This window comes from Grimontia sp. AD028 (assembly GCF_000973155.1).
Taxonomy (GTDB): domain Bacteria; phylum Pseudomonadota; class Gammaproteobacteria; order Enterobacterales; family Vibrionaceae; genus Enterovibrio; species Enterovibrio indicus.
In genome coordinates this window covers 184,089-205,076 of the sequence record NZ_LASY01000016.1, presented here as the reverse complement: position 1 = coordinate 205,076, position 20,988 = coordinate 184,089, and the positions used below count along the sequence as shown (strand labels likewise).

Below are 20,988 nucleotides of genomic sequence, written 5' to 3'. Positions count from 1 at the left end.
TTATTCGTGTATCAATAGCGAGAAATTGTGCTCAATGAAATGAAAATAGTGTTAGGAACTATTAACTGCCAATAAGTGAAAGTGATTCTCATCACGATTATGTCTTGTAATGCATATATTTGTGTCGACAAATATGAACATTTGTTGAGCAAAAAATGGGTGGTGTTTATGGGGGATTTGTACTAACTGCCTATTTTGCAAATAGATGCATTAGTGGGAGATTTTGATGAAATGCATTGCACGGGATGTTAGTTCCAAAAATACAAAAGCGAGCCGATGGGCTCGCTTTTGGTGGTGAAACCGTGTCACCTGTTAGTCTTCAATGTAACTCTCAATGCTCGGGCAAGAGCAAATCAGGTTACGGTCACCGTAGACGTTATCGACACGGTTCGCTGTTGGCCAGTACTTCGCATCTTTCGATTGTGCGCTTGGGAAGCAAGCCAACTCACGGCTGTAAGGGCGCTCCCAATCTGCAGCCATCAGGTCACTCTGTGTGTGCGGCGCGTTAACCAATGGGTTGTTTTCCAGTGGCCATTCACCATCCTGAACTTTAGCGATCTCTTCGCGAATTGCGATCATCGCGTCACAGAAGCGGTCCAGCTCGGCTTTGTCTTCACTTTCTGTTGGCTCAATCATCAGTGTGCCAGCAACTGGGAAAGACATGGTTGGTGCGTGGAAACCGTAGTCCATCAGACGTTTTGCGATATCTTCCTCAGAGATGCCAGATGCATCTTTGATTGGACGAATGTCGATAATACATTCGTGCGCAATGCGACCGTGAGTACCGCGGTACAGAACCGGATAGTAAGGACGCAGACGCTCCATCACGTAGTTTGCACTCAGGATGGCAACCTTAGTTGCTTCCGTCAGACCTTGCTCACCCATCATGGCAACGTATGCCCATGAAATTGGCAAGATTGATGCGCTACCAATCTGTGCAGCAGAAACTGCGTAGTTGGTGCCTTCAATCACGTGTCCTGGCAGGAATGGTGCAAGGTGCGATTTCACACCGATTGGACCCATACCTGGACCACCACCGCCGTGCGGGATACAGAAGGTTTTGTGCAGGTTCAGGTGAGAAACGTCTGAACCGATAAAGCCAGGGCTGGTGAGGCCAACCTGTGCGTTCATGTTCGCGCCGTCCAGATAAACCTGACCACCAGCTTCATGAACCAGTTCGCACACTTCCTGTACCGCTTCTTCATACACACCGTGCGTAGAAGGGTAAGTGATCATGATGCACGATAGGTCGGTGCGGTGTTTCTCGATTTTTGCTTTCAGGTCTTCAACGTCAATGTTGCCGTCTTCATCACAGCCAACCACAACAACTTTCATTGACACCATGGCAGCAGATGCCGGGTTAGTGCCGTGTGCTGAGCTTGGGATCAGACAGACATTACGGTGAGCTTCACCACGGCTTTCGTGGTAACGCTGAATCGCAATCAGACCCGCGTATTCACCTTGTGCGCCAGAGTTTGGCTGCAGGGACATGGCATCGTAACCTGTGATTTCACACAGCATCTTGCTGAGAGAATCCGCCAGCTCGCCGTAACCTTGTGCTTGATCAGCAGGAACAAATGGATGCAGTTCACCGAATTCAGGCCAGGTTACTGGGATCATCTCTGCGGCGGCATTCAGCTTCATGGTGCAGCTGCCGAGCGGGATCATGCCGTGAGTCAGAGAGAAGTCTTTGTTTTCCAGCTTCTTCATGTAGCGCATCAACTGGGTTTCACTCTGGTGAGTGTTAAACACAGGGTGCGTCAGGTAATCGCTGGTGCGGCGGCACGCTTCTGGGATCGCGGCGTATTCGTCTGCTTCTACAGAAGAGGCATATTGCGCTACGTCCGTTTCGTCAGTCAGCACGGCAACCAGTGCGTTTACTTCAGCCAATGTGGTGGTTTCGTCGAAGCTCACGCCCAACTGACCATCCAGTTTGCGAAGGTTGAAGCCAGCGTCTTGCGCTTTATTGAACAGTGCGTCAGTTTGATCGCCTGTGTTCAGCGTAATCGTGTCGAAGAAGTCATGGAACGCAAGCGCGATACCAGCATGGTTAAATGCCGCTGCTGCCAGTGCCGTCAGATGATGAACTCGACGACCAATTTTCTTCAGACCTTCTGGACCGTGATATACGGCATAGAAGGCAGCCATATTTGCCAGCAGTGCCTGTGCAGTACAGATGTTTGAGGTCGCTTTCTCGCGGCGAATATGCTGCTCACGGGTCTGCATTGCCATGCGAAGCGCCTGGTTGCCCTTTGAGTCGATAGACACACCAATCACACGGCCAGGCATAGTGCGCTTCAGTTTGTCACGCGTTGCCATAAATGCGGCATGTGGGCCACCGAAGCCCATAGGTACGCCAAAGCGTTGTGCAGAACCAATCACGACGTCTGCGCCCATCTCGCCCGGCGCTTTCAACAGGGTGAGTGAGAGCAGGTCAGCAGCAACCGTCACCAGCGTTTTGTTCGCTTGTGCCGCAGCAATAAGAGCGGTCAGATCACGCACCTGACCCGTTGTGCCAGGGTATTGCAGGAGGGCGCCAAACACATCGTGTTGAGGCAGGTTATCAGCTGTATCAACGACTACGTCAAAGCCCATGAAGCCAGCACGGGTGTTGATAACGTCCAGCGTTTGCGGGTGAACGTCATCTGCCACAAAGAAAGTGTTGCTCTTACTTTTACCACCACGCTTACACAGCGTCATGGCTTCTGCAGCAGCCGTTGCTTCGTCAAGCAGGGAAGCGTTAGCCAGCTCCATACCGGTCAGATCCATCACCATTTGCTGGAAGTTCAGCAGAGATTCAAGGCGACCCTGAGAAATTTCTGGCTGGTAAGGGGTGTACGCCGTGTACCAACCTGGGTTTTCCAACACGTTACGGAGAATAGGGTTTGGCGTGTGGGTGCCGTAGTAACCCTGACCGATAAAGCTGCGCTTGATGACGTTTTTGCTGGCGATAGCTTTCAGCTTGCTCAACATCGCCACTTCACTCAGTGGCGCGTCCAGAGTCATAGGTTGCGGCAGGCGAATACCCGCTGGCACAGTTTCTTCGATGAGATGCTCAAGGCTGGTGGCATTTACTGTGTTCAGCATCGCTTGCTGGTCTGATACGCGCGGCCCGTTATGACGGGAGACAAACTCGTTGTCAGCCTGCAGTTGATCAAGTAAGCGTGATTCTGTCATGACCTTCGTCCTGAATTAGTCTTCGATAGTTTCCTGATAAGCGTCAGCGCTCATCAGATGATCAAGGTTGCTGTCGTCAGCTAACTTGATTTTTGCAATCCAACCGCCTTCAAAAGGTGCTTCGTTAACCAGCTCTGGGCTGTCTTCCAGATCTTCGTTAACTTCTACCACTTCACCGTTTACCGGGCCGTAAATATCTGACGCAGCTTTTACAGATTCTACGAGTGAGAAACCTTCGCCGATTTCTACTTCAGAACCTACCTCTGGCAAATCAACGAATACCACGTCACCAAGCAGTCCTTGTGCATGATCAGAGATACCGACAGTTACAGTGCCGTCGCCGTTGTCTTTTACCCACTCGTGGCTCTCAGTAAACTTCAGGGTTGCATCCATTTTTACTTCTCCGTGTGAAACGAGTTAAATCGTTGCTGCTGCATGCAGCATAAAAATTTTACGGGCCGGGGATTCTCCAAACCCGTCTGATATTTCTGTCCAGCAAGTACTCTATTAACAGGCAACAACGTTGATGGCGATTGCGTTGGTTGCCAGTCCGCCTTGGGACGTTTCCTTGTACTTGCTCATCATGTCGAGTCCTGTTTCGTGCATGGTTTTAATCACGCTGTCTAGCGAAACGTGGTGCTCTCCATCGCCATTGAGTGCGAGCCTGGTGGCGTTGATTGCCTTCACTGCACCCATGGTGTTTCTTTCAATACATGGCACCTGAACCAATCCGTTGATCGGGTCGCAAGTCAGTCCCAAGTTATGTTCCATGCCGATTTCTGCTGCATTTTCAATCTGTGCTGAAGTAGCACCCATCGCGGCGGCTAATCCGCCTGCTGCCATTGAACAGGCAACACCTATCTCACCCTGACAGCCCACTTCTGCAGCTGAGATCGAAGCATTGGTCTTATAGAGAGATCCAATCGCTGCTGCGGCTGCCAGGAAGGTTCTTATCCCTTCCATGTTGTTCGGCGAAACAAACTTGTTGTAGTACGCCAGCACTGCTGGAATGACGCCAGCTGCACCATTGGTGGGTGCGGTAACAACGCGGCCACCTGCTGCATTTTCTTCGTTGACCGCCATGGCAAACATATTGACCCAATCATTGGTGTCGAGCGGCAGGCCATCTAAATCTTTCTTGATAATGCAGTCGTGCAATTTCTTTGCCCGGCGTTTTAACTGCAAGCCGCCTGGCAACACACCATCTTGCGCAATGCCTCGCTCAATACAGGCGTTCATCACATGCCAGATAGCATCAATGTGTTCGTTGACCGTTTTCATGGTTGCTTTTCTGTCATGCGCTTTGGCACGAGCCAGTTCATTGGCAAACATGATCTCGGCGATACTCTTTTTCTGTTGCTCACAATGGGCGAGCAATTCCACCGCGCTATTAAACGGAAACGGCGGGGTAAAATCTGATGCAAGGGCATCAGTTTCACCTTTTTCTACGACAAAACCGCCACCGACTGAGAAGTATGTCCGACAAAGCAGCACTTCACTGTTGTCGCCCTTCACGGTCAATGTCATCCCGTTTGGATGTTCTGGCAGCACTTTGTCGAAATGGAAAACCAAGTCAGTGTCCCAATCAAAAGGAACAAAGCGGTGTCCATCTAGTGGTAGCTCTTTGCTGCCTTTCACCATGTTAGTCATGGTCGGGATGTCGTCTGGGTTTACGCTGTCAGGCCATTCGCCCATCAGTCCCATTACACACGCGACATCCGTCGCGTGACCTTTCCCTGTTAGTGCCAGAGAACCGTAGAGTTCGACTGTCACGGTTTCCACATTGTGGAGGATTTCTTTATCGCGCAATTCTTCTGCAAATCTTGCGCTGGCGACCATTGGCCCCACAGTGTGGGAACTAGACGGACCAACGCCGATTTTAAACAGGTCAAACATGCTATGACTCATTGCACGTCTCCTTGCTTTTTGTAGGTTACGCACCACCGTTCTGGCTTGGGTGCCGGTTGATGACTATCCCGTCATCGCTTGCCCAGTTGTCACGTTGAAGTGCTTATTACTTTGGGTATAGCAAGCGTGGCGTTTTATTGTTATTTGAACTTCAACATTTGCGTAACATACAAAACGTGTTTGCGCCCTGCAAAACAAAATTTCCTATAGGAAACTCTTGATGTGATCTCGCGAACAGTTCTGACAATTTGCTCAATATCAGACTTTCTTAAAATACTTACCTTGCGCAAACGTTTGCTTTTTTACTCTTTTACACGCAAGATTGCAAATGCTAAATCCTTTCAGGATAGGTGTGGTCAATAAATTCAACGCGTTAAACGATTGCAGCCAGAGTTGATTTATATCGGCAAAAATGGGGTGTCTATCGGTGTAAATTCATGTGCTGATAAGTTGGCTTCAATTCGATGATGAAGATTTAGCCAAGTTTCCAATAGGAAACTTTTTGTTAAAAGTGTTAACTTATTCGTGTTGGTCTTCGTGATGACTGTGTCAGAATGGCCGCCACCAGCAACATCAAGTCGAGAGTCGAGCTATGTCAGAGCCAGATGCACAGGACGTGTATCCGTCAGTTACCGTTGAAAGAGCCAGCGTGCAGGCCGATGCGCCAATTGCTCCGCTGCGTTTGGGTGAACGGCTGAAAGAGATCAGAACCAATAGCGGTTTGACGTTAGAAGAAGCTAGCAAGCTTACCGGTCTGGCTCGCTCCACGCTGTCGAAAATCGAAAATGAACAGATCTCTCCAACTTTCCAGGCCATGCAAAAACTGGCGGTTGGATTGAAGATTGATATTCCGCAGCTGTTTGCGCCACCAAAGTCGCGCCAGGCAACCGGACGCCGTGATATTACCCGTGTAGGCGAAGGGAAGTGCCGCCCAACAGGGACATACGAACATGAATTATTGGCGACCCAGCTCACTAATAAGAAGATGTTTCCGTTTAAATCCCGCGTGAGGGCGCGCTCGTTTGAAGAGTATGACGAATGGATTCGCCACGATGGTGAAGAATTTCTTTTAGTGCTGGAAGGCAGCATTGCCTTCTACTCTGAGTTTTACGAAGCGATTGAACTGAATGAGGGCGACAGCGTTTATTACGACGCTGCGATGGGGCATATGCTCACTTCGCTCAGTGAAGAAGATGCCCAGATCCTTTGGGTTACGGCATCTTAAGATTGGATTTTATCCCCGCAGATACCGCGGATGATTATTTAGCAAGTCGGCAAGCGCCGTGATCATGGAGTGAAACATGTCTCAGGATCTACTTAAAACCCCACTGCACGCCCTTCACATCGAAATGGGCGCGAAAATGGTTCCATTCGCTGGCTATGACATGCCAGTGCAATACGCACTGGGTGTGCGTAAAGAACATATTCATTGCCGTGAACACGCGGGCCTGTTTGACGTTTCTCACATGGGTCAGTTGCGTCTGCACGGCGAGAATGCAGCGAAGGCACTGGAAGCTCTGGTGCCGGTAGACATCATTGATTTGCCAGAAGGTAAGCAACGTTACGCGCTGTTTACTAACGAACAAGGCGGTCTGATGGACGACCTGATGGTGACCAATTTTGGCGATCACCTGTTTGTGGTGGTTAATGCTGCCTGTAAAGAGCAAGACATCGCACACTTGCGCGCGAACATCCCAGCAGATGTCGAACTGGAAGTGATTGAAGATCGCGCTCTGCTTGCACTGCAAGGCCCTGAAGCCGCTACTGTACTGGCGACGCTGAACCCAGCGGTTGCTGACATGGTGTTCATGGATGCAGCGAAAATGGATTTAGCAGGCATCGAATGTCTGGTCAGCCGTTCTGGCTATACCGGTGAAGACGGTTACGAAATCTCTGTTCCAGCAGACAAAGCAGAAGAGTTTGCACGCCGACTGCTGTTGAAAGAGGAAGTTGAGTGGATTGGTCTGGGAGCTCGCGACTCACTGCGTCTTGAGTGTGGCCTTTGCCTGTACGGGCACGACATTGATACCACTACGACGCCAGTAGAGGGCAGCCTGCTTTGGGCAATCAGTAAGCCACGCCGTGCCGATGGCGAGCGTGCAGGTGGTTTCCCTGGCGCAGACATCATTCTCGACCAAATCGCGACCAAAGATGTTTCCCGCAAGCGCGTTGGCCTATTGGGCTCAAGCAAAGCGCCAGTGCGTGAAGGCGCTGTGTTGTTTGATGCTGACGACAACGAAATTGGTGTAGTGACCAGTGGTACATTTGGCCCAACCAAAGGCCAGCCAGTTGCCATGGGTTATGTGGCTACAGCCAGTGCTGCTATTGGTACTGAAGTCTTTGCAGAAGTACGCGGTAAGAAATTGCCGATGACCGTCGAAAAAATGCCGTTTGTTCCTCAGCGTTACTATCGTGGTTAACGCTAGAGAATAAACCCTGAGAAAAGGCCGATGCTATGCATCGGCCTTTTTCTTTTGTCTCTCAATCAGCTGCGAGATATGCGCACTTTTACTGTCGAAAAAATTTACACCAAGTTGCAAAATTGGCACCGGATATGCTGGCCTGATTAAGTGAGCTTTCTATCAATAGGAATGCAATTTCTTTGGCACAGGAAGCAAGAGACTGTGAAATCGGACAGAACCGCTTAATTAAGCAGGCGATTCACGGAATTATGGATTAATGTCTTATATGTACGACATGAGGTCGATAGGAGAAAGAGTTGTATGCTTGCGGAACAACGGGATGATATTGATAACCCTCTGATCTGGCCGATTTTGAGTGTACTTGAAGCGTCAAACCAAAGCTGGAAAGTGCATTACCTGATGGCAGAACTGCAGAAAAATACCATCATGGACCATCTAGATGACGACCCTCAACTGGACTTGTTCAAGCGTAATTTTCTTATCATGAACGCGCTTTACCAATTGCAGGAAATGTTGCTGCCACAGCAATGGTTGCAGGTAGAGTCGATGGATATCCGTCTCATGTGGCGTGGTGCAGGTTCGGGTTTTGTGCAACATGAAGTGAACCGCGATGACCCACTTCGCGGCTACTACATGGATTGGAATAACTACGACGCGCAAACGGAAGACGTTCGCGAACTGTTGAGTTCATTCTGGAAACGCTATCAGCAACACGTGGGCCACTGCAGTGAAACGACTGTTGAGCGCCGAAATGCGCTGGCAGCTTTAGGGTTGGCTGAAAATGCCTCTGATACAGAAATCCGACGCCAGTGGCGCAAGATGGCGCTGAAATGGCACCCAGACAGACCGGAAGGGGATGCCGCAACCTTCCGTACCATGTGCGAAGCCTGGCAGAGTCTGCGGTTATGATACAAAGCGGATATTTATAGAACCCAGCTTATACCTAGCTGGGTTTTTTGTTTGATGCGCGATGTTTTTTGGCAGCAGTTAGCGTAAACACCACCAAAGTCAACAATACAATCCCACCACCAATCAGCACATTGTTACTTGGTACTTCTCCCAAAGCGGCCCAAACAAACAGTGGTCCAAGAATCGCTTCAAGGAGCATGAACAAGTTTGCGTGCGCAGCGGGTAGGTATTTCGGACCAATTGAAATCAACACAAACGAAATTGGGACGACAACACCGCATAGCAGCAAGGTGTATTTCCATTCCTGGGGAGTCAGTGAAAAAGGCTCAGCACCCGCAAACAGTGAGATCGTTGAAGTACAAAGCCCACCCAGAACCAGATAAAGCGGAGCATTGGCACTTTTACTTTTCCTCAAAATTACAAAGTAAGTTGCCAGCATAAACGCTGTTATCAGCGCCATCAAATTGCCAAAGGAGGCCGTAGGCATTGCCTTTCCATAGAAAACGAAACCAACGCCGACCATCGCCGCCACGATGGCGATGAGGGTTCGGCTATCAACCCGCTCTTTCAGAAACAGGAATGCAAGAAGGGCAGAGATCAGCGGACTGATGTTGATGATAATAAGGGTGCTGGCAACCTGCGTATGGTCGATAGAAAGGACAAAGCAAACCGTCGAAATAGAGAATGCAAACGAGCCTACCAGCAACGCTTTGGAGGGCTTTTTAAGTGCCGAAATTGTCTGGGCAGGGCGGGTCGCCATCATAAAGCTAGCGATGATGAGCGCAGACAGCAGTCCACGCCAGAACAACAATGTCCAACCGGACGCTTCAATCAACCGAATGAGCAGCGCATCAACACTGAGGATCGTGATCCCCACCAACATGGCTGTCGTGCCTTTGAAAATCGGTGTCACGCCTGTTTCTCCTTGTTTTTATGCCCAATTCCTTGCGGGCAAACCACCAAACGTAGGGGCGGGCAGGTAATAGAAACGCTTTGTTTAATTTTTATTCGATGACAGTAGCCCATTTATTCTGAGTTAAGTCAATAAGTGCAAACAGGTTTTGCCCCTTCTCACTTTATCAAGCAGCAAGTGGGGTCTACTCTTATCTGATAAGAGTGTCACCATATAGAGAATTTGGAGACAAAATGAGATCTATACGCCACATCTTTTTCGCGTTGATGGGATTAATCCTTTTTCTCGGCGTAGCAATCATCATCGCCCATTTACGTTCTGATTCGTTGACTCAGCAAATCAACGCCATCTATGAGCAGCGTTATCAGCAATACAAATTGGCCATTGAGCTGAAACATAGCTCTGAACTTCTGACAAAATTCGCGCGCAGTTACGCGGTGACATCTAACAATCGTTGGCGTTATCTGTTCGAACAGGTTGAGGCGGTGCGTAACGGGCAACTGGCTACACCTGACAATTACAATTTTGACTACTGGTCACAGCAGTCTGATCCCAATAAAGAAATTATTGAGCCCAATATCCCAAACCGTCCCGCCCATCCCTCACTGCTAGCGAGGATGCGTGAGTCTGGGATCAGCGAAGCGCACATGTCGTTCTTGACCCAAGCGCTCTCACGCTCACAGGATCTCATCAGCATTGAGCAAACGGCCATGGATTTGATCCAAGGCCGAAAACGTACAGCCCGTGGCATCGAACGAGTGATTCCAGACCCAGAACTTGCTCGGCAAATGCTATTTGGACCGGACTATATTCACGCCACCAACAAAATCATGGGGCCTATCGGTGCTTTCTATGATGCGATTGATAAAAAGACTTCCGAAGACCTGAAGGTCCTGACACAAGAGCGCGCCAATATGGATGGCATCGCCATTACTATGGCAGGCATGTTATTGATTGCGGTGCTTGCTACAACCACCTTACTTTGGTTCCGCTTCCTCAAACCACTGGATAACATCCGAAGCACGATTGTCAGCAAGGTGCGCGACAAAGAATTTGAATTTAAGTTGGATGTTGATAGACAGGGCGAGCTGAAAGATCTTGCCCAGGCGCAAAATGAAGTGTTACGTGAAATTGCGGAACGCTTTGAATTCAGCCGCCAGGTTAAAGCATTTTCAGACTTGATTCGCGGTTGTTCTGGCATGGAAGAACTTGGCTTCCAAGTCGCGAATTTCTTTTCTCAACGCCTCGAGTTACCGTATGCGGCGCTTTATGTCGTAAGAAATGACAGCATGAATCTGGTCGGTGGCGTCGGTGTTGATGAGCAATCTGAAGCGATGCAGAAAGAAACCGTTTCTTTCCACCGCACTATTCTGGTCACAAAAGAAACGCTAAGGATTCGCAACGACAAAGACCACTTCGCTTTGACCTTGCCAGTGGGCAAACTTTCTTTGAGTGAAATGTATTTCATTCCACTGATTGTGAATAACGAAATGGTCGGCGTGCTTGAGTTAGGTTCAGTGCGTTTACTTTCTGACAAAGAAATAGACTGGCTCAACGAAGTGCAGGAAGATTTGGCTGTCGGCATTCAGTTGACCATCAATGCTGAACTTCAAATGGAAGCCGAACAACGCGTTTCCGAACAGCTCAAACTTAATCAACAAATCATCAACGCCATTCCCAATCCAACCTACTTCCGCGATACCGAAGGCACTTACATCGGTGTTAATGATGCGTTCACCGATTTCCTTGGTCTCTTCTTTGTCGACGTCGTGGATAAAACACCTGCAGAGCTTTTCGACAATGATGTCGCCACCATGTTTGTTGAAAAAGAAAAAGAGCTTCTTGAAAACTCGGGATCTACGGCTTATGACATTGAACTGGCCAATGCGAGTGGCGATGTCCGGATACTGACCGTTTACGAAGCGACGTATTTCGGCGGTGATGGGGAACCAATGGGTATTGTCGGCCTGTTCGTAGATGTGACGACCCAGAAACGCCTCGAATCTGATTTGATTGCGGCGAAAGATCAGGCCACCGAAGCAAGTAAAGCGAAAGGGGAATTCCTGGCGAATATGAGCCATGAGATCCGCACGCCAATGAATGCGATTCTCGGTATGTCTCATCTTGCGTTGCTGACAGATTTGAACGATAAACAGCGCAACTATGTCGGGAACATCGAGAAAGCCGGTAAATCCCTGCTGGGCATCATCAACGACATTCTTGACTTCTCGAAAATTGAAGCGGGCAAACTCACTGTTGAACATATCGAGTTCCGATTCAGTGAGGTGTTGGACAACATCAGCAACATCATTTCCGTGAAAGCGAAAGAAAAAGATCTGGAGCTTATCTTTGATATCGACCCAGATCTCCCAGACGACTTGGTGGGTGACCCGCTTCGTTTGGGACAAATCATCATTAACCTGACCGGTAACTCCGTGAAGTTTACTGAAACGGGCGAAATCATCATTCGTGCCCGCAAAGTCAGTGATGCTAACGAGATCATCGAAGTCCAGTTCGACATTCAGGACTCCGGTATTGGTATGAGCGAGGAGCAACTGGGTCGTTTGTTCCAGTCGTTTTCGCAAGCTGACGGTTCCATTACCCGCAAATACGGTGGTACTGGCCTCGGCTTGACCATTTCGAAGAGTTTTGTGGAACTTATGGGTGGTCGAATCTGGGTGGAAAGTGAGCCAGGTAAAGGATCGACCTTCTCGTTCACCATCCGTTGTGGCCGCAGTGAATCCAGCATCAAAGAGCAAGTTGCACGTACCACGATTCTTCATGATAAACGCGTGCTGGTGGTGGATGATAACCAAGCGTCCCGCGACATCATGTATGCGCTGCTGGATAACCTCGATCTGCGCGTGGCAGCCGTTTCGAATGGTGAAGAAGCGGTTTACGAAGTGGAGTCCGCAGATAAGAGCCATGACGGCTTTGATGTGGTTGTCATGGACTGGAAAATGCCAGGCATTAACGGCGATGAAGCGACACTACAAATTCGCGATAAACCTCTGAACAAGATGCCAAAAGTCATTCTTGCCAGTGCCTATGGTGAGGACTCTGGCTTGATCAATGAAGAAGTCCAGAAAGTCTTTGACGCGTCATTGGTTAAGCCCATCAACCCATCATCTTTGTTTGATGCGCTGATGGAAGCCTTTGGCAGGGAAGAAATGAAACTAGCCAACTGTCGTGAAGCGGAAAAAGATGAAACTGAGGAAATCGACTTTACTGGGCTGACTATCTTACTGGTTGAAGACAACATGATTAACCAGGAGGTGGCGAAAGGGATTCTTGAACAATTCAACCCGACCATTGAGGTGGCAGATAATGGTCAGGTGGCGCTGGATATGGTGCAAGAACAGCAATTCGACATCGTGTTGATGGACATGCAAATGCCAGTGATGGATGGCCTGACAGCAACTCGGAAAATACGAGAAATCGAAGCCCTTGCCAGCTTGCCAATTGTTGCGATGACAGCGAATGCCATGGAGCGGGATGTGAAGCAATGTAAGGAAGCGGGGATGAATGACCACGTTTCCAAACCTATTGATGTGAATGAGCTGCTCAAAGCTATTCAGCGTTGGACGTCTGCATCGAAAGAAGCGGTGAAATCTTCCGTAGCGCTCAATGGCAAAAAAGAAGAAACGCCAACGGCAGATATGGACAACATCGACCCGCTCGTGCTGGACGCAAATGAGGGGATTACACGGATTGGCGGCAATGTGGATGCCTACTGGAAAGTGATCACGGCGTTTACGGAAACCAAGCTGGCGGTGATCGACAAGGTCCGCGAACAACTCGCCAATGAAGAGAGGGATGAAGTTGAAATGTTTGCCCACTCTCTGAAAGGCGCTGCCGCTAATGTGTCGGCGAAAGGCCTGGCGGTATTGGCAGGGAACCTTGAAGACCAAGCGGGCTCGGAGCTGAAAATGGAAGCATCGCTGATGGATAAAATCGAGCAGTGCTTGCAGGAAATTCAATCCTACATTCCGGGTGCAGAACCCGAAGAAGAAAAAGAAGAGGTTCAGGCGTTTGCCGGTTACACGCCAAGAGAGTTCCGTATTGAGCTCGAACAGTTGAAGATTTTGCTGAACAACTTTGATACTCAGGCGGTAGATTTCATCACTGGCATCAAAGAGAACTCGAAAGGCATGGAGGTGGATCTCTCCGGTGTAGAAGATGCAATTCGCAAGTTCGAATATGAAGCCGCTGCGAGCAAATTAGAAGTGGTCATTGAATCTCTGGGCGTCGATGAAGTGGATGAAACTCCAGAGCTGTTCTGACCTTAAGTAAGGTAGCCGCGTTGGTACGCGGCTTTTTTGAATGCGATTTACAGCGAGCGACTGCGCAGTTCAAAAATCAGCTTTTCAGCGCTGCATTCGAACTTAAGTTTAACGGCCAGCGGGTTCAGTGAAAGCTCGGCATTTTTATCAAGATCGTGGATAACCTTGTCATTTACCTGCTTTGCCAGATCCAGATAACGTTGAAATTCAGCAACAGCCGAAGCCTTATCTTCAGCGAAGATTTCAACTTCTGCCACTTCGTCACCTTCACCGATAACAAAGCCCATTTCTGCTGTCACACCGCAGGCATCGCATACTTGGTATTCTTCTTGGCTCATCACTTTCTCTCTCAATAGCAGCCGCTGGTTGGGTATTTCCCTAGCGTCTGTATGTTGGAATTTATGTAATATTACTACACTAGAGCTCGTAAAAAGTAGGGCTTTTTAAAAAGAATTTTGAAAGAAGGTGAGCATTCGTTTTGCTATACCCAAACTAAAAAAGCGCGGGGCAAAACCCGCGCTTTCCATGCTTATTTATCGAGGCTTACTCTTCCCATTGAACCAATGTGCCAGATGGCCAGTTCGCACCTGTGTCGTGGTATTTCTTCTCTAACAGATGACGGCGGATTTTGAGTGTAGGCGTCAGAAGGCCATTTTCGATGCTCCATGGCTCTTTGATCATTAATACGCCTTTGATTTTCGCGTGTGATTCCAATTCGCCATTAATGGTATCAATCACTTTCTTCACACGGCGCTCATAGCGTTCTTTGTCAAAATCAGGGAAGTGGTGTGGCAAAGCCAGTAGGATAGGCCCTGGCATACCAGACCCCACCAGACACATCATTTCTATATTGCTGAGCTCGAACAAGCGCTTCTCGATAGGCACTGGCGCAACAAATTTACCTTTCGCGGTCTTGAAGGTGTCATTCTTGCGGCCTTGGATGGTGAGAAAGCCTTCGTTATCTAAGAAGCCGATATCGCCTGTGTGCAACCAGCCATCAACAATGGTTTCAGCAGATGCCTCAGGGTTTTTGTAGTAACCGGTGAACAAACCTTGGCTGCGAACCAGAATTTCTTCGTCTTCCGCAATTTTGATTTCAACACCCGGTCCTGCGTTACCCACTGAGCCAATTTTGTCACTGCGGAACGGATAGTTCAGGGTGCTGTAAGCGTAGGATTCGGTCATACCCCAGGCTTCAGTAATGTTAAGCCCCAGTTTTTCATACCAGCGCAGCAACGCTGCGGAAACCGGCGCTGAACCACATCCCAGAACACGAGCCTGATCCAAACCGAGATTCGTTGCCACTTTCTTCTTAATCAGGCCAGAAATGATAGGCAGCTTAAGCAGGAAGTTAAGTTTGCTATCTGGCAGTTTTTCTTGAATACGTTGCTGGAACAGCGTCCACAAGCGAGGCACCGAAATAAACAGGGTAGGGCGATGCATCTTCACGTCTTCAATGAAGGTATCGAGCGACTCAGGGAAGGCTGTGCAGATACCTGCATTCATTGCCGTCGCCATGATATAGACGCGCTCTGTGATATGCGCCAGAGGAAGGTAAGAGAAGAGTCGCTCGCCTTCACGCATACCAATGTGATTAATCAATTGCTGCGCAGACCAAGCATGTGCACCGTAAGTCAGCATTGCACCTTTCGGTAAGCCTGAAGTGCCCGAGGTATAAACAATAGACATCAGTTCATCGTCTTGGTGATCAGGCTTCACGTCCGCACGATCGTTTTGGGCAATCAAGTCTTTCCAATCGTAACCGCAATTAATGGTTGGGTAAGGGAAAGCAATGGTAGGAATATCTGCACGATCAACTAAAGAATCCTTCAGTGCTTGTGTGTCATCCAATTTACCTACAAATAGGGCTTTGGATTCACTGTGATCAAGCACATGAGAGATGGTTTCCGTACCGGCTGTTGGGAAGATAGGCACACTGATGTAGCTGCCGAGCATCATCGCTAAGTCAGCAGTGAACCATTCAGCACAGTTTTTTGAGATCAGAGCGACGCGATCTCCTGGCTCGAGACCCATACCACGCAGGGCAGTGACGATACGTAACGCTTGGTCAACGACATCGGAGTAGGTGAAGTCGTTAAACTTCCGGTTAATGATCTGTCGAAGAAAGATTTCATTGGGGCGTTCTTCAGCCCAGCGCAGCATTTGTAGATATGGTTTTTGTTGAGCCATAAAAGGACCCCGTATAACTGTAGGGAAAAGAGTTTGTTTTTAATTCTATGTTACTAGCTTGTTAAATTAGGCGTCTTATAGGACAAGGGTCAAGCTATTAATTCAAACGCTTGTTCAAATTATGATGCATGTAACGCTGCAACAATCAGCGTTAGAGATTTACTGACAAGAATAGCATTTGTCTTTCAGCGTGTTACACCTTGATAACACTTGTTGGTCCAGCTTATGCAATGCCCTTCACGCTTCTCATTTTTTTTGCATCTATATGGCTCATAATTTACACGTATGTACTATCTTTAAGACTGTTAAGTTAAGGGTCGGTAGTCGGTAAACCCTCTTTGTACCAACATAATCAAGCTCTACATACGTGAAATCCATACTAACAACAGCGTTAACAGCGGTAGTAGTGATGTCTTGATTGTTAAAGCTTACGGAAGCCAAAAAACAGGGATAAAGCTATGCCAAAGAGAAGCAAAGAAGATACAGAAGTAACCATCAGGTTAATTCTGGATGCAGTGGTCGATCAGTTGGTGACCTTGGGGTATGACAAGATGTCGTATACCACGCTGAGCCAGCAAACGGGGATTTCCAGAACGGGGATCAGCCATCACTTTCCAAAGAAAACGGATTTCATCACTCGCTTGGATGACAGGCTACTAGGCATCCTGATTGACAGATTGGACTTGGAAGGCGATAAGCGTTCTTTTATAGAAAGCTGGCTGACAGCCCTTCGCTCAGACAACCGTTTTATTGCCGTTCTCCGTCTCTTTTTTCTACACACTGTTTCGTCGGAAAACGCCGTGGAGTTCACCAGTCATGCCAGCAGAAAATTGCATGATGTCTGCTGCAACCGCTATGGTGAAGAGTTTGAAAAAGACCTCGAGTGGCTGCTGGGTAAATCCTTACTTACCATGGCTTGATAAAGCCAGCTCGACAGATTTCTGAGGCTCCTTCTGAAGGAGCCTTTTTTGTGTCCTTCACTTTCTTCTAAAGTGCCCGTTTTCTGTGCGTTAGGAGCCTATTTTTGATCTGAAACAGTAAAAGGCCAAAAAAGGGCTTCTCATTCAAATTTAAGTTGAATTGTTCAAAATTAATTTAATAATGGGCTCTCGAGTTCGAATCCTACACCCATTTGCCAACGAGATTTTTCATGAGCAATTCACTAGTACTGGTCCTTAACGCGGGCAGTTCCTCTCTTAAATTCGCATTGATGAACGCACAAACCGGAGAAGCGATTCTTTCTGGTCTGGGCGAGTGCTTCGGCCTAGAAGATGCGCGCATTAGCTGGAAACGCGAAGGCCAAGACAAGCAAGAAGCCATGCTGGAACAAGGTGGTAACCATCACGAGAAAGCAGTAAGCCTGATTGTTGAGCTGGTGGAGAGCATGGATGTTGGCAGCCAACTGGTTGCAATTGGCCACCGTGTTGTTCACGGCGGCGAGAAATTTGCTGATGCGACGCTTCTGAACGAAGACGTATTGGCAGAAATTGAAGCACTGAGCGATCTTGCGCCGCTGCACAACCCAGCTAACGTGATGGGTATCCGTGCGGCAATGAAAGCTTTCCCAGCGCTGCCTCAGGTGGCAGTGTTCGACACCGCTTTCCACCAAAGCATGCCGCAGAAGGCATTCACTGGTGCCATCTCTAACGAGTTGTACACGGACTACGGCATTCGTCGCTACGGTTTCCACGGTACCAGCCACTACTTCGTGACTCGCGAAGCAGCAAAACAGCTGGGCAAACAAGTTGAAGAAGCTAACTTCATCTCTGTTCATCTGGGCAACGGCGCTTCTGTGTGTGCGGTTCGCAATGGTCAGTCTGTTGATACCTCAATGGGCTTCACGCCACTGTCAGGTCTAATGATGGGTACTCGCTGTGGTGACCTTGACCCAGGCATTATTGAATTCCTGCTGAAGAAAGGCTGGAGCCAAGAGCAAGTGTTCGAAGCTCTGAACAAGAAATCAGGTTTCTTGGGTGTATCAGGCCTGACTTCAGATGCGCGCGGCATTCTGGAAGCGATGGAAAGTGGTCATGAAGGTGCCAAGCTGGCATTTGAGGTTTTCACTTACCGCGTAGCCAAATACATCGGTTCGTACATGATCCCACTTGATAGCATCGACGCGATCATCTTTACCGGTGGTATCGGTGAAAACTCATTACCTATCCGTCGTGAAATCCTGAAAAACCTGAAGCTTCTTGGCTTTGTTGAAGACGAAGCAGGTAACGAAGCTGCACGTTTTGGTAATGGCGGTGTTATTGCTAAATCTGACATGCTTGGCGCGGTTGCGATTGTTATCCCAACCAACGAAGAATTCGTTATCGCGTCGCAAGCTGCAAGCTTTGCTTAATCAGCAGTAAACAGACGAATAACAAAAATAGCCGCTGATGAGAGTCAGCGGCTTTTTTGTTAGCAAAACAAACATCAGAAAATCGTAAAACTCTTCTTGGTGTTGACGCCTAACGGTTACATCGCCAAATAGGGGGGGCTTGCCCAATGCTATATTTCCCTTCCAACATTAAAATTGAGTGGGTATTCAGGACTCAATGTCTCAATTATTAGAGTTGTGTTGGCGATTTATGTATCCAATTAATAAAATCAAGATAGTTTTATATTTCATTTCTCGCGTTCCTAAAAAGAACAAACAACAAACGGAGGAGCAGAATGAAGGAAACGCAATCAACGCTTATTCGTGGCTTCCATATCCTTGAAAAAATTGTGAAAGCCGAAAAGCCACTTTCCAGTGTCTATCTCGCTGAAGAGTTAGATTTACCAAAACAAACCGTTCATCGTATCGCGCAACAACTGGAAGAGGATGGATTGTTGCAGCGCGAACCTGATGGAAAGCGCTTCACCGCTGGCACTCGTTTGTTAGATTTGGCCAGAGCCACTCTTAAAAATTCTTCTATCAATGCACATCGCTATACCATTTTAAAAGAGCTCTCTGACGAGATAGGTGAGACCTGTAATCTGACGATTTTGGATGGCTATGAAATTCTCTATCTGGAACGTGTTGAGACTAACTGGCCATATCGCATTCATTTACCTGTCGGGGCGCATTACCCACTGCATTGCACAGCATCGGGTAAGCTGTTCCTTGCAGACATGAAGGCTGCGACGCGCAAACGATTGTTAAAAAGCATGAACCTGACTCGCGAGACTTCGCAAACCATCACGGATCTCGCTGAGTTGGAAGCGCATTTGGTGAAGATCGCCGAAGATGGCGTGGGTGTGGACTCTGGCGAGTTTCTTGATGATATGGTGGCAATCGCGGTTCCCGTGATCAACAACGATAACCGCGTCGCTTTTACTGTCGCCGTTCATGCACCTTCTGCGCGTAAAACAACAGAAGAGTTAAGACAGTATTTGCCGCTACTTCGCCGTGCTGCCCAGCGTCTAGCTGTCGCGGAATTTGGTATAACTGACGATTGAGTAAAACTCGCTAATTTAGAGTCTGGTGAGCGAAAAGGGTAAACTGAAACCAAATAGCCAGCAGACTCTCCCCATTCTTGATGGCGAACACTTTCTTCGGCGTAGTCTGAACAGCCCGTTAATGCGCGAAACCATGGTCTTCCAGAATCATGTCAGAGGCCTTTTCTGCAATCATGATAGTGGGTGCATTTGTGTTACCTGATGCTATTTCCGGCATGATTGAAGCATCTACAACACGTAAGTTCTTAACGCCATAAACCTGCAATCTTGGGTTTACGACAGCCATCTCATCAACCCCCATTTTGCAGGTACTAGTTGGGTGATAAATGGTTTGGCTGAATTCTCTGGCTGCTGCCAACAACTCTTCATCGGATTGGAATTTTTCACCCGGCACATATTCGCTTAGCACATGCTCTGAAAGCGGAGGCGTACTCGCTATCTTTCTTGCGACTTTAATGGCATTGATAATCACAGTCTGGTCGCGCTCATCAGACAGATAGCAGGGCTGAATGGCTGGATGTTTTAAGGGATCTTTCGACGTGATTTTTACACTCCCGCGGCTATAAGGTCGAAGTTGACACACTGACGCAGTAAACGCTGAAAAGGGGTGTACGCCATCCCCGGGTTTGTCGGCGCTAAGCGGTTGCATGTGAAACTGAATGTCTGGACGCGTTAAGCTTGGGTCGGACTGTGTGAAAATGGTGACTTGGCTTGCTGCCAGAGTGAGTGGACCTGTTCGGTTAAATAGGTATTGCAGCGCCACCATCACTCGTTTCGTCAGACTATTCAATTCGTCATTGAGTGTGCGCTCACTGGTTTTAAAGACCAATCTCACCTGAAGATGGTCTTGCAGATTTTCACCCACACCAGGCAAGTCTTGAACAGTCGTAATGCCCAGAGCGTTAAGCAGAGAAGCTGGACCGATTCCTGAAAGTTGAAGTAACTGTGGCGAGCCAATGGCACCTGCGCTCAGAATGACTTCCCGACTCGCCATAATTTGCTTTTTAGCACCCTCTTTGAGTACTTCAACGCCGGTGGCAGTTTTGTTCTCAAAGAGCACTTTTGATACATGGTGATTGGTGAGAATATCCAGGTTTTCCCTATGCTTAGCGGGGCGCAAGAAGGATTTTGCTGTACTCCAGCGAAAGCCTTTATATGCGGTTTGCTGGAAGTAACCGACACCTTCTTGGACTTCGCCATTGCAGTCAGGGTTATAAGGTATACCCAGCGCGGTCGCGGCGTTGATGAAGTGATCGGCAATCGGGCGGCGTAAGCGCAAATCGCTGACTTTCTGCGGGCCATTTACACCGTGATACTCGTCGGAACCGCGTTCCTGATCTTCTGACTTTTTGAAGTAGGGAAGCACCTCCTGATACGACCACCCCTGGTTTCCGAGCTCTGCCCAATGATCATAATCTTCCGCTTGTCCGCGAACATACAACAGCCCATTCAGAGCACTGGAGCCTCCTAACACTTTGCCTCTTGGCCACTGCAATTGGCGAGAATTGATACCCGGATCAGGCTCTGTGAGATAGCACCAATCTGTTTTTGGGTTGTGCATGGTCTTGAAATACCCCACCGGTATATGCAACCAGGGATTGTTATCCTTCCCTCCAGCTTCTATCAAAAGGACCCGGACCGATGGGTTTTTAGACAGACGATTGGCAAGAACACACCCGGCAGATCCAGCTCCAACAACAATAAAATCGTAATGATTTGAAGATAATCCCATCTTTTCCCTTCTCCCTGTTCACGA

Annotated in this window: 14 protein-coding genes; 7 read left to right on the top strand and 7 right to left on the bottom strand. The window is 48.4% G+C overall.

Going from position 1 to position 20,988, the window contains the following annotated elements; genetic code table 11:
- Window positions 1–312 precede the first annotated feature (312 nt).
- The 3 genes from gcvP to RN22_RS04270 all read right to left on the bottom strand — a co-directional run bounded on the left by gcvP (window position 313) and on the right by RN22_RS04270 (window position 5,085).
- Entirely contained in the window at window positions 313–3,177 is a 2,865-nt protein-coding gene (gcvP, locus tag RN22_RS04280; RefSeq protein WP_046303225.1) for an aminomethyl-transferring glycine dehydrogenase, read from the bottom strand.
- Between the two features lie 15 nt (window positions 3,178–3,192).
- A complete protein-coding gene (gene gcvH, locus RN22_RS04275) occupies window positions 3,193–3,570 on the bottom strand; it encodes a glycine cleavage system protein GcvH (protein ID WP_046303224.1) in 378 nt (125 codons plus the stop codon).
- Window positions 3,571–3,684: 114 nt separating this feature from the next.
- Entirely contained in the window at window positions 3,685–5,085 is a 1,401-nt protein-coding gene (locus tag RN22_RS04270) for an L-serine ammonia-lyase (RefSeq protein WP_046303223.1), read from the bottom strand.
- Window positions 5,086–5,677: 592 nt separating this feature from the next.
- Between RN22_RS04270 and RN22_RS04265 the strand changes: the two genes are divergently transcribed.
- The 3 genes from RN22_RS04265 to RN22_RS04255 all read left to right on the top strand — a co-directional run bounded on the left by RN22_RS04265 (window position 5,678) and on the right by RN22_RS04255 (window position 8,417).
- A complete protein-coding gene (locus RN22_RS04265; RefSeq protein WP_046303222.1) occupies window positions 5,678–6,310 on the top strand; it encodes a helix-turn-helix domain-containing protein in 633 nt (210 codons plus the stop codon).
- Window positions 6,311–6,386: 76 nt separating this feature from the next.
- Window positions 6,387–7,505, top strand: coding sequence for a glycine cleavage system aminomethyltransferase GcvT (gcvT, locus tag RN22_RS04260; protein WP_046303221.1), 1,119 nt, complete (start codon window positions 6,387–6,389; stop codon window positions 7,503–7,505).
- A gap of 303 nt (window positions 7,506–7,808) precedes the next feature.
- The gene (locus RN22_RS04255; protein WP_002538655.1) at window positions 7,809–8,417 is read left to right on the top strand and encodes a DNA-J related domain-containing protein; all 609 of its coding nucleotides are present in this window, start codon (window positions 7,809–7,811) and stop codon (window positions 8,415–8,417) included.
- 34 nt (window positions 8,418–8,451) lie between these two features.
- Here RN22_RS04255 and RN22_RS04250 read toward each other — a convergent pair whose 3' ends face one another.
- Window positions 8,452–9,330, bottom strand: coding sequence for a DMT family transporter (locus RN22_RS04250; RefSeq protein WP_197076246.1), 879 nt, complete (start codon window positions 9,328–9,330; stop codon window positions 8,452–8,454).
- Between the two features lie 233 nt (window positions 9,331–9,563).
- Between RN22_RS04250 and RN22_RS04245 the strand changes: the two genes are divergently transcribed.
- Window positions 9,564–13,613: a response regulator gene (locus RN22_RS04245; protein ID WP_046303220.1), complete on the top strand. Its 4,050-nt coding sequence runs from the start codon at window positions 9,564–9,566 to the stop codon at window positions 13,611–13,613.
- Window positions 13,614–13,660: 47 nt separating this feature from the next.
- Here the strand turns inward: RN22_RS04245 and RN22_RS04240 are convergent, their stop codons facing one another.
- Both RN22_RS04240 and RN22_RS04235 read right to left on the bottom strand, forming a co-directional pair.
- Window positions 13,661–13,951, bottom strand: coding sequence for a DUF406 family protein (locus RN22_RS04240; protein ID WP_046303219.1), 291 nt, complete (start codon window positions 13,949–13,951; stop codon window positions 13,661–13,663).
- Between the two features lie 205 nt (window positions 13,952–14,156).
- Window positions 14,157–15,803: an AMP-binding protein gene (locus tag RN22_RS04235; protein ID WP_046303218.1), complete on the bottom strand. Its 1,647-nt coding sequence runs from the start codon at window positions 15,801–15,803 to the stop codon at window positions 14,157–14,159.
- 458 nt (window positions 15,804–16,261) lie between these two features.
- On the opposite strand from RN22_RS04235, the gene RN22_RS04230 reads away from it, so the two are divergent.
- The 3 genes from RN22_RS04230 (at window position 16,262) to RN22_RS04220 (ending at window position 19,232) form a co-directional block, all read left to right on the top strand.
- A complete protein-coding gene (locus RN22_RS04230; protein ID WP_002538662.1) occupies window positions 16,262–16,723 on the top strand; it encodes a TetR/AcrR family transcriptional regulator in 462 nt (153 codons plus the stop codon).
- A 230-nt stretch (window positions 16,724–16,953) separates the two neighbouring features.
- Window positions 16,954–18,150 carry an acetate/propionate family kinase gene (locus tag RN22_RS04225; protein WP_046303217.1) on the top strand — a complete coding sequence of 399 codons (1,197 nt, stop codon included), beginning with the start codon at window positions 16,954–16,956 and terminating at the stop codon, window positions 18,148–18,150.
- A gap of 314 nt (window positions 18,151–18,464) precedes the next feature.
- Window positions 18,465–19,232 carry an IclR family transcriptional regulator gene (locus tag RN22_RS04220; RefSeq protein WP_046303216.1) on the top strand — a complete coding sequence of 256 codons (768 nt, stop codon included), beginning with the start codon at window positions 18,465–18,467 and terminating at the stop codon, window positions 19,230–19,232.
- A 118-nt stretch (window positions 19,233–19,350) separates the two neighbouring features.
- Here the strand turns inward: RN22_RS04220 and RN22_RS04215 are convergent, their stop codons facing one another.
- Window positions 19,351–20,964 (bottom strand): GMC family oxidoreductase, encoded by a 1,614-nt coding sequence (locus RN22_RS04215; protein WP_046303215.1) that lies wholly within the window; start codon window positions 20,962–20,964, stop codon window positions 19,351–19,353.
- Between the last annotated feature and the right edge of the window lie 24 nt (window positions 20,965–20,988).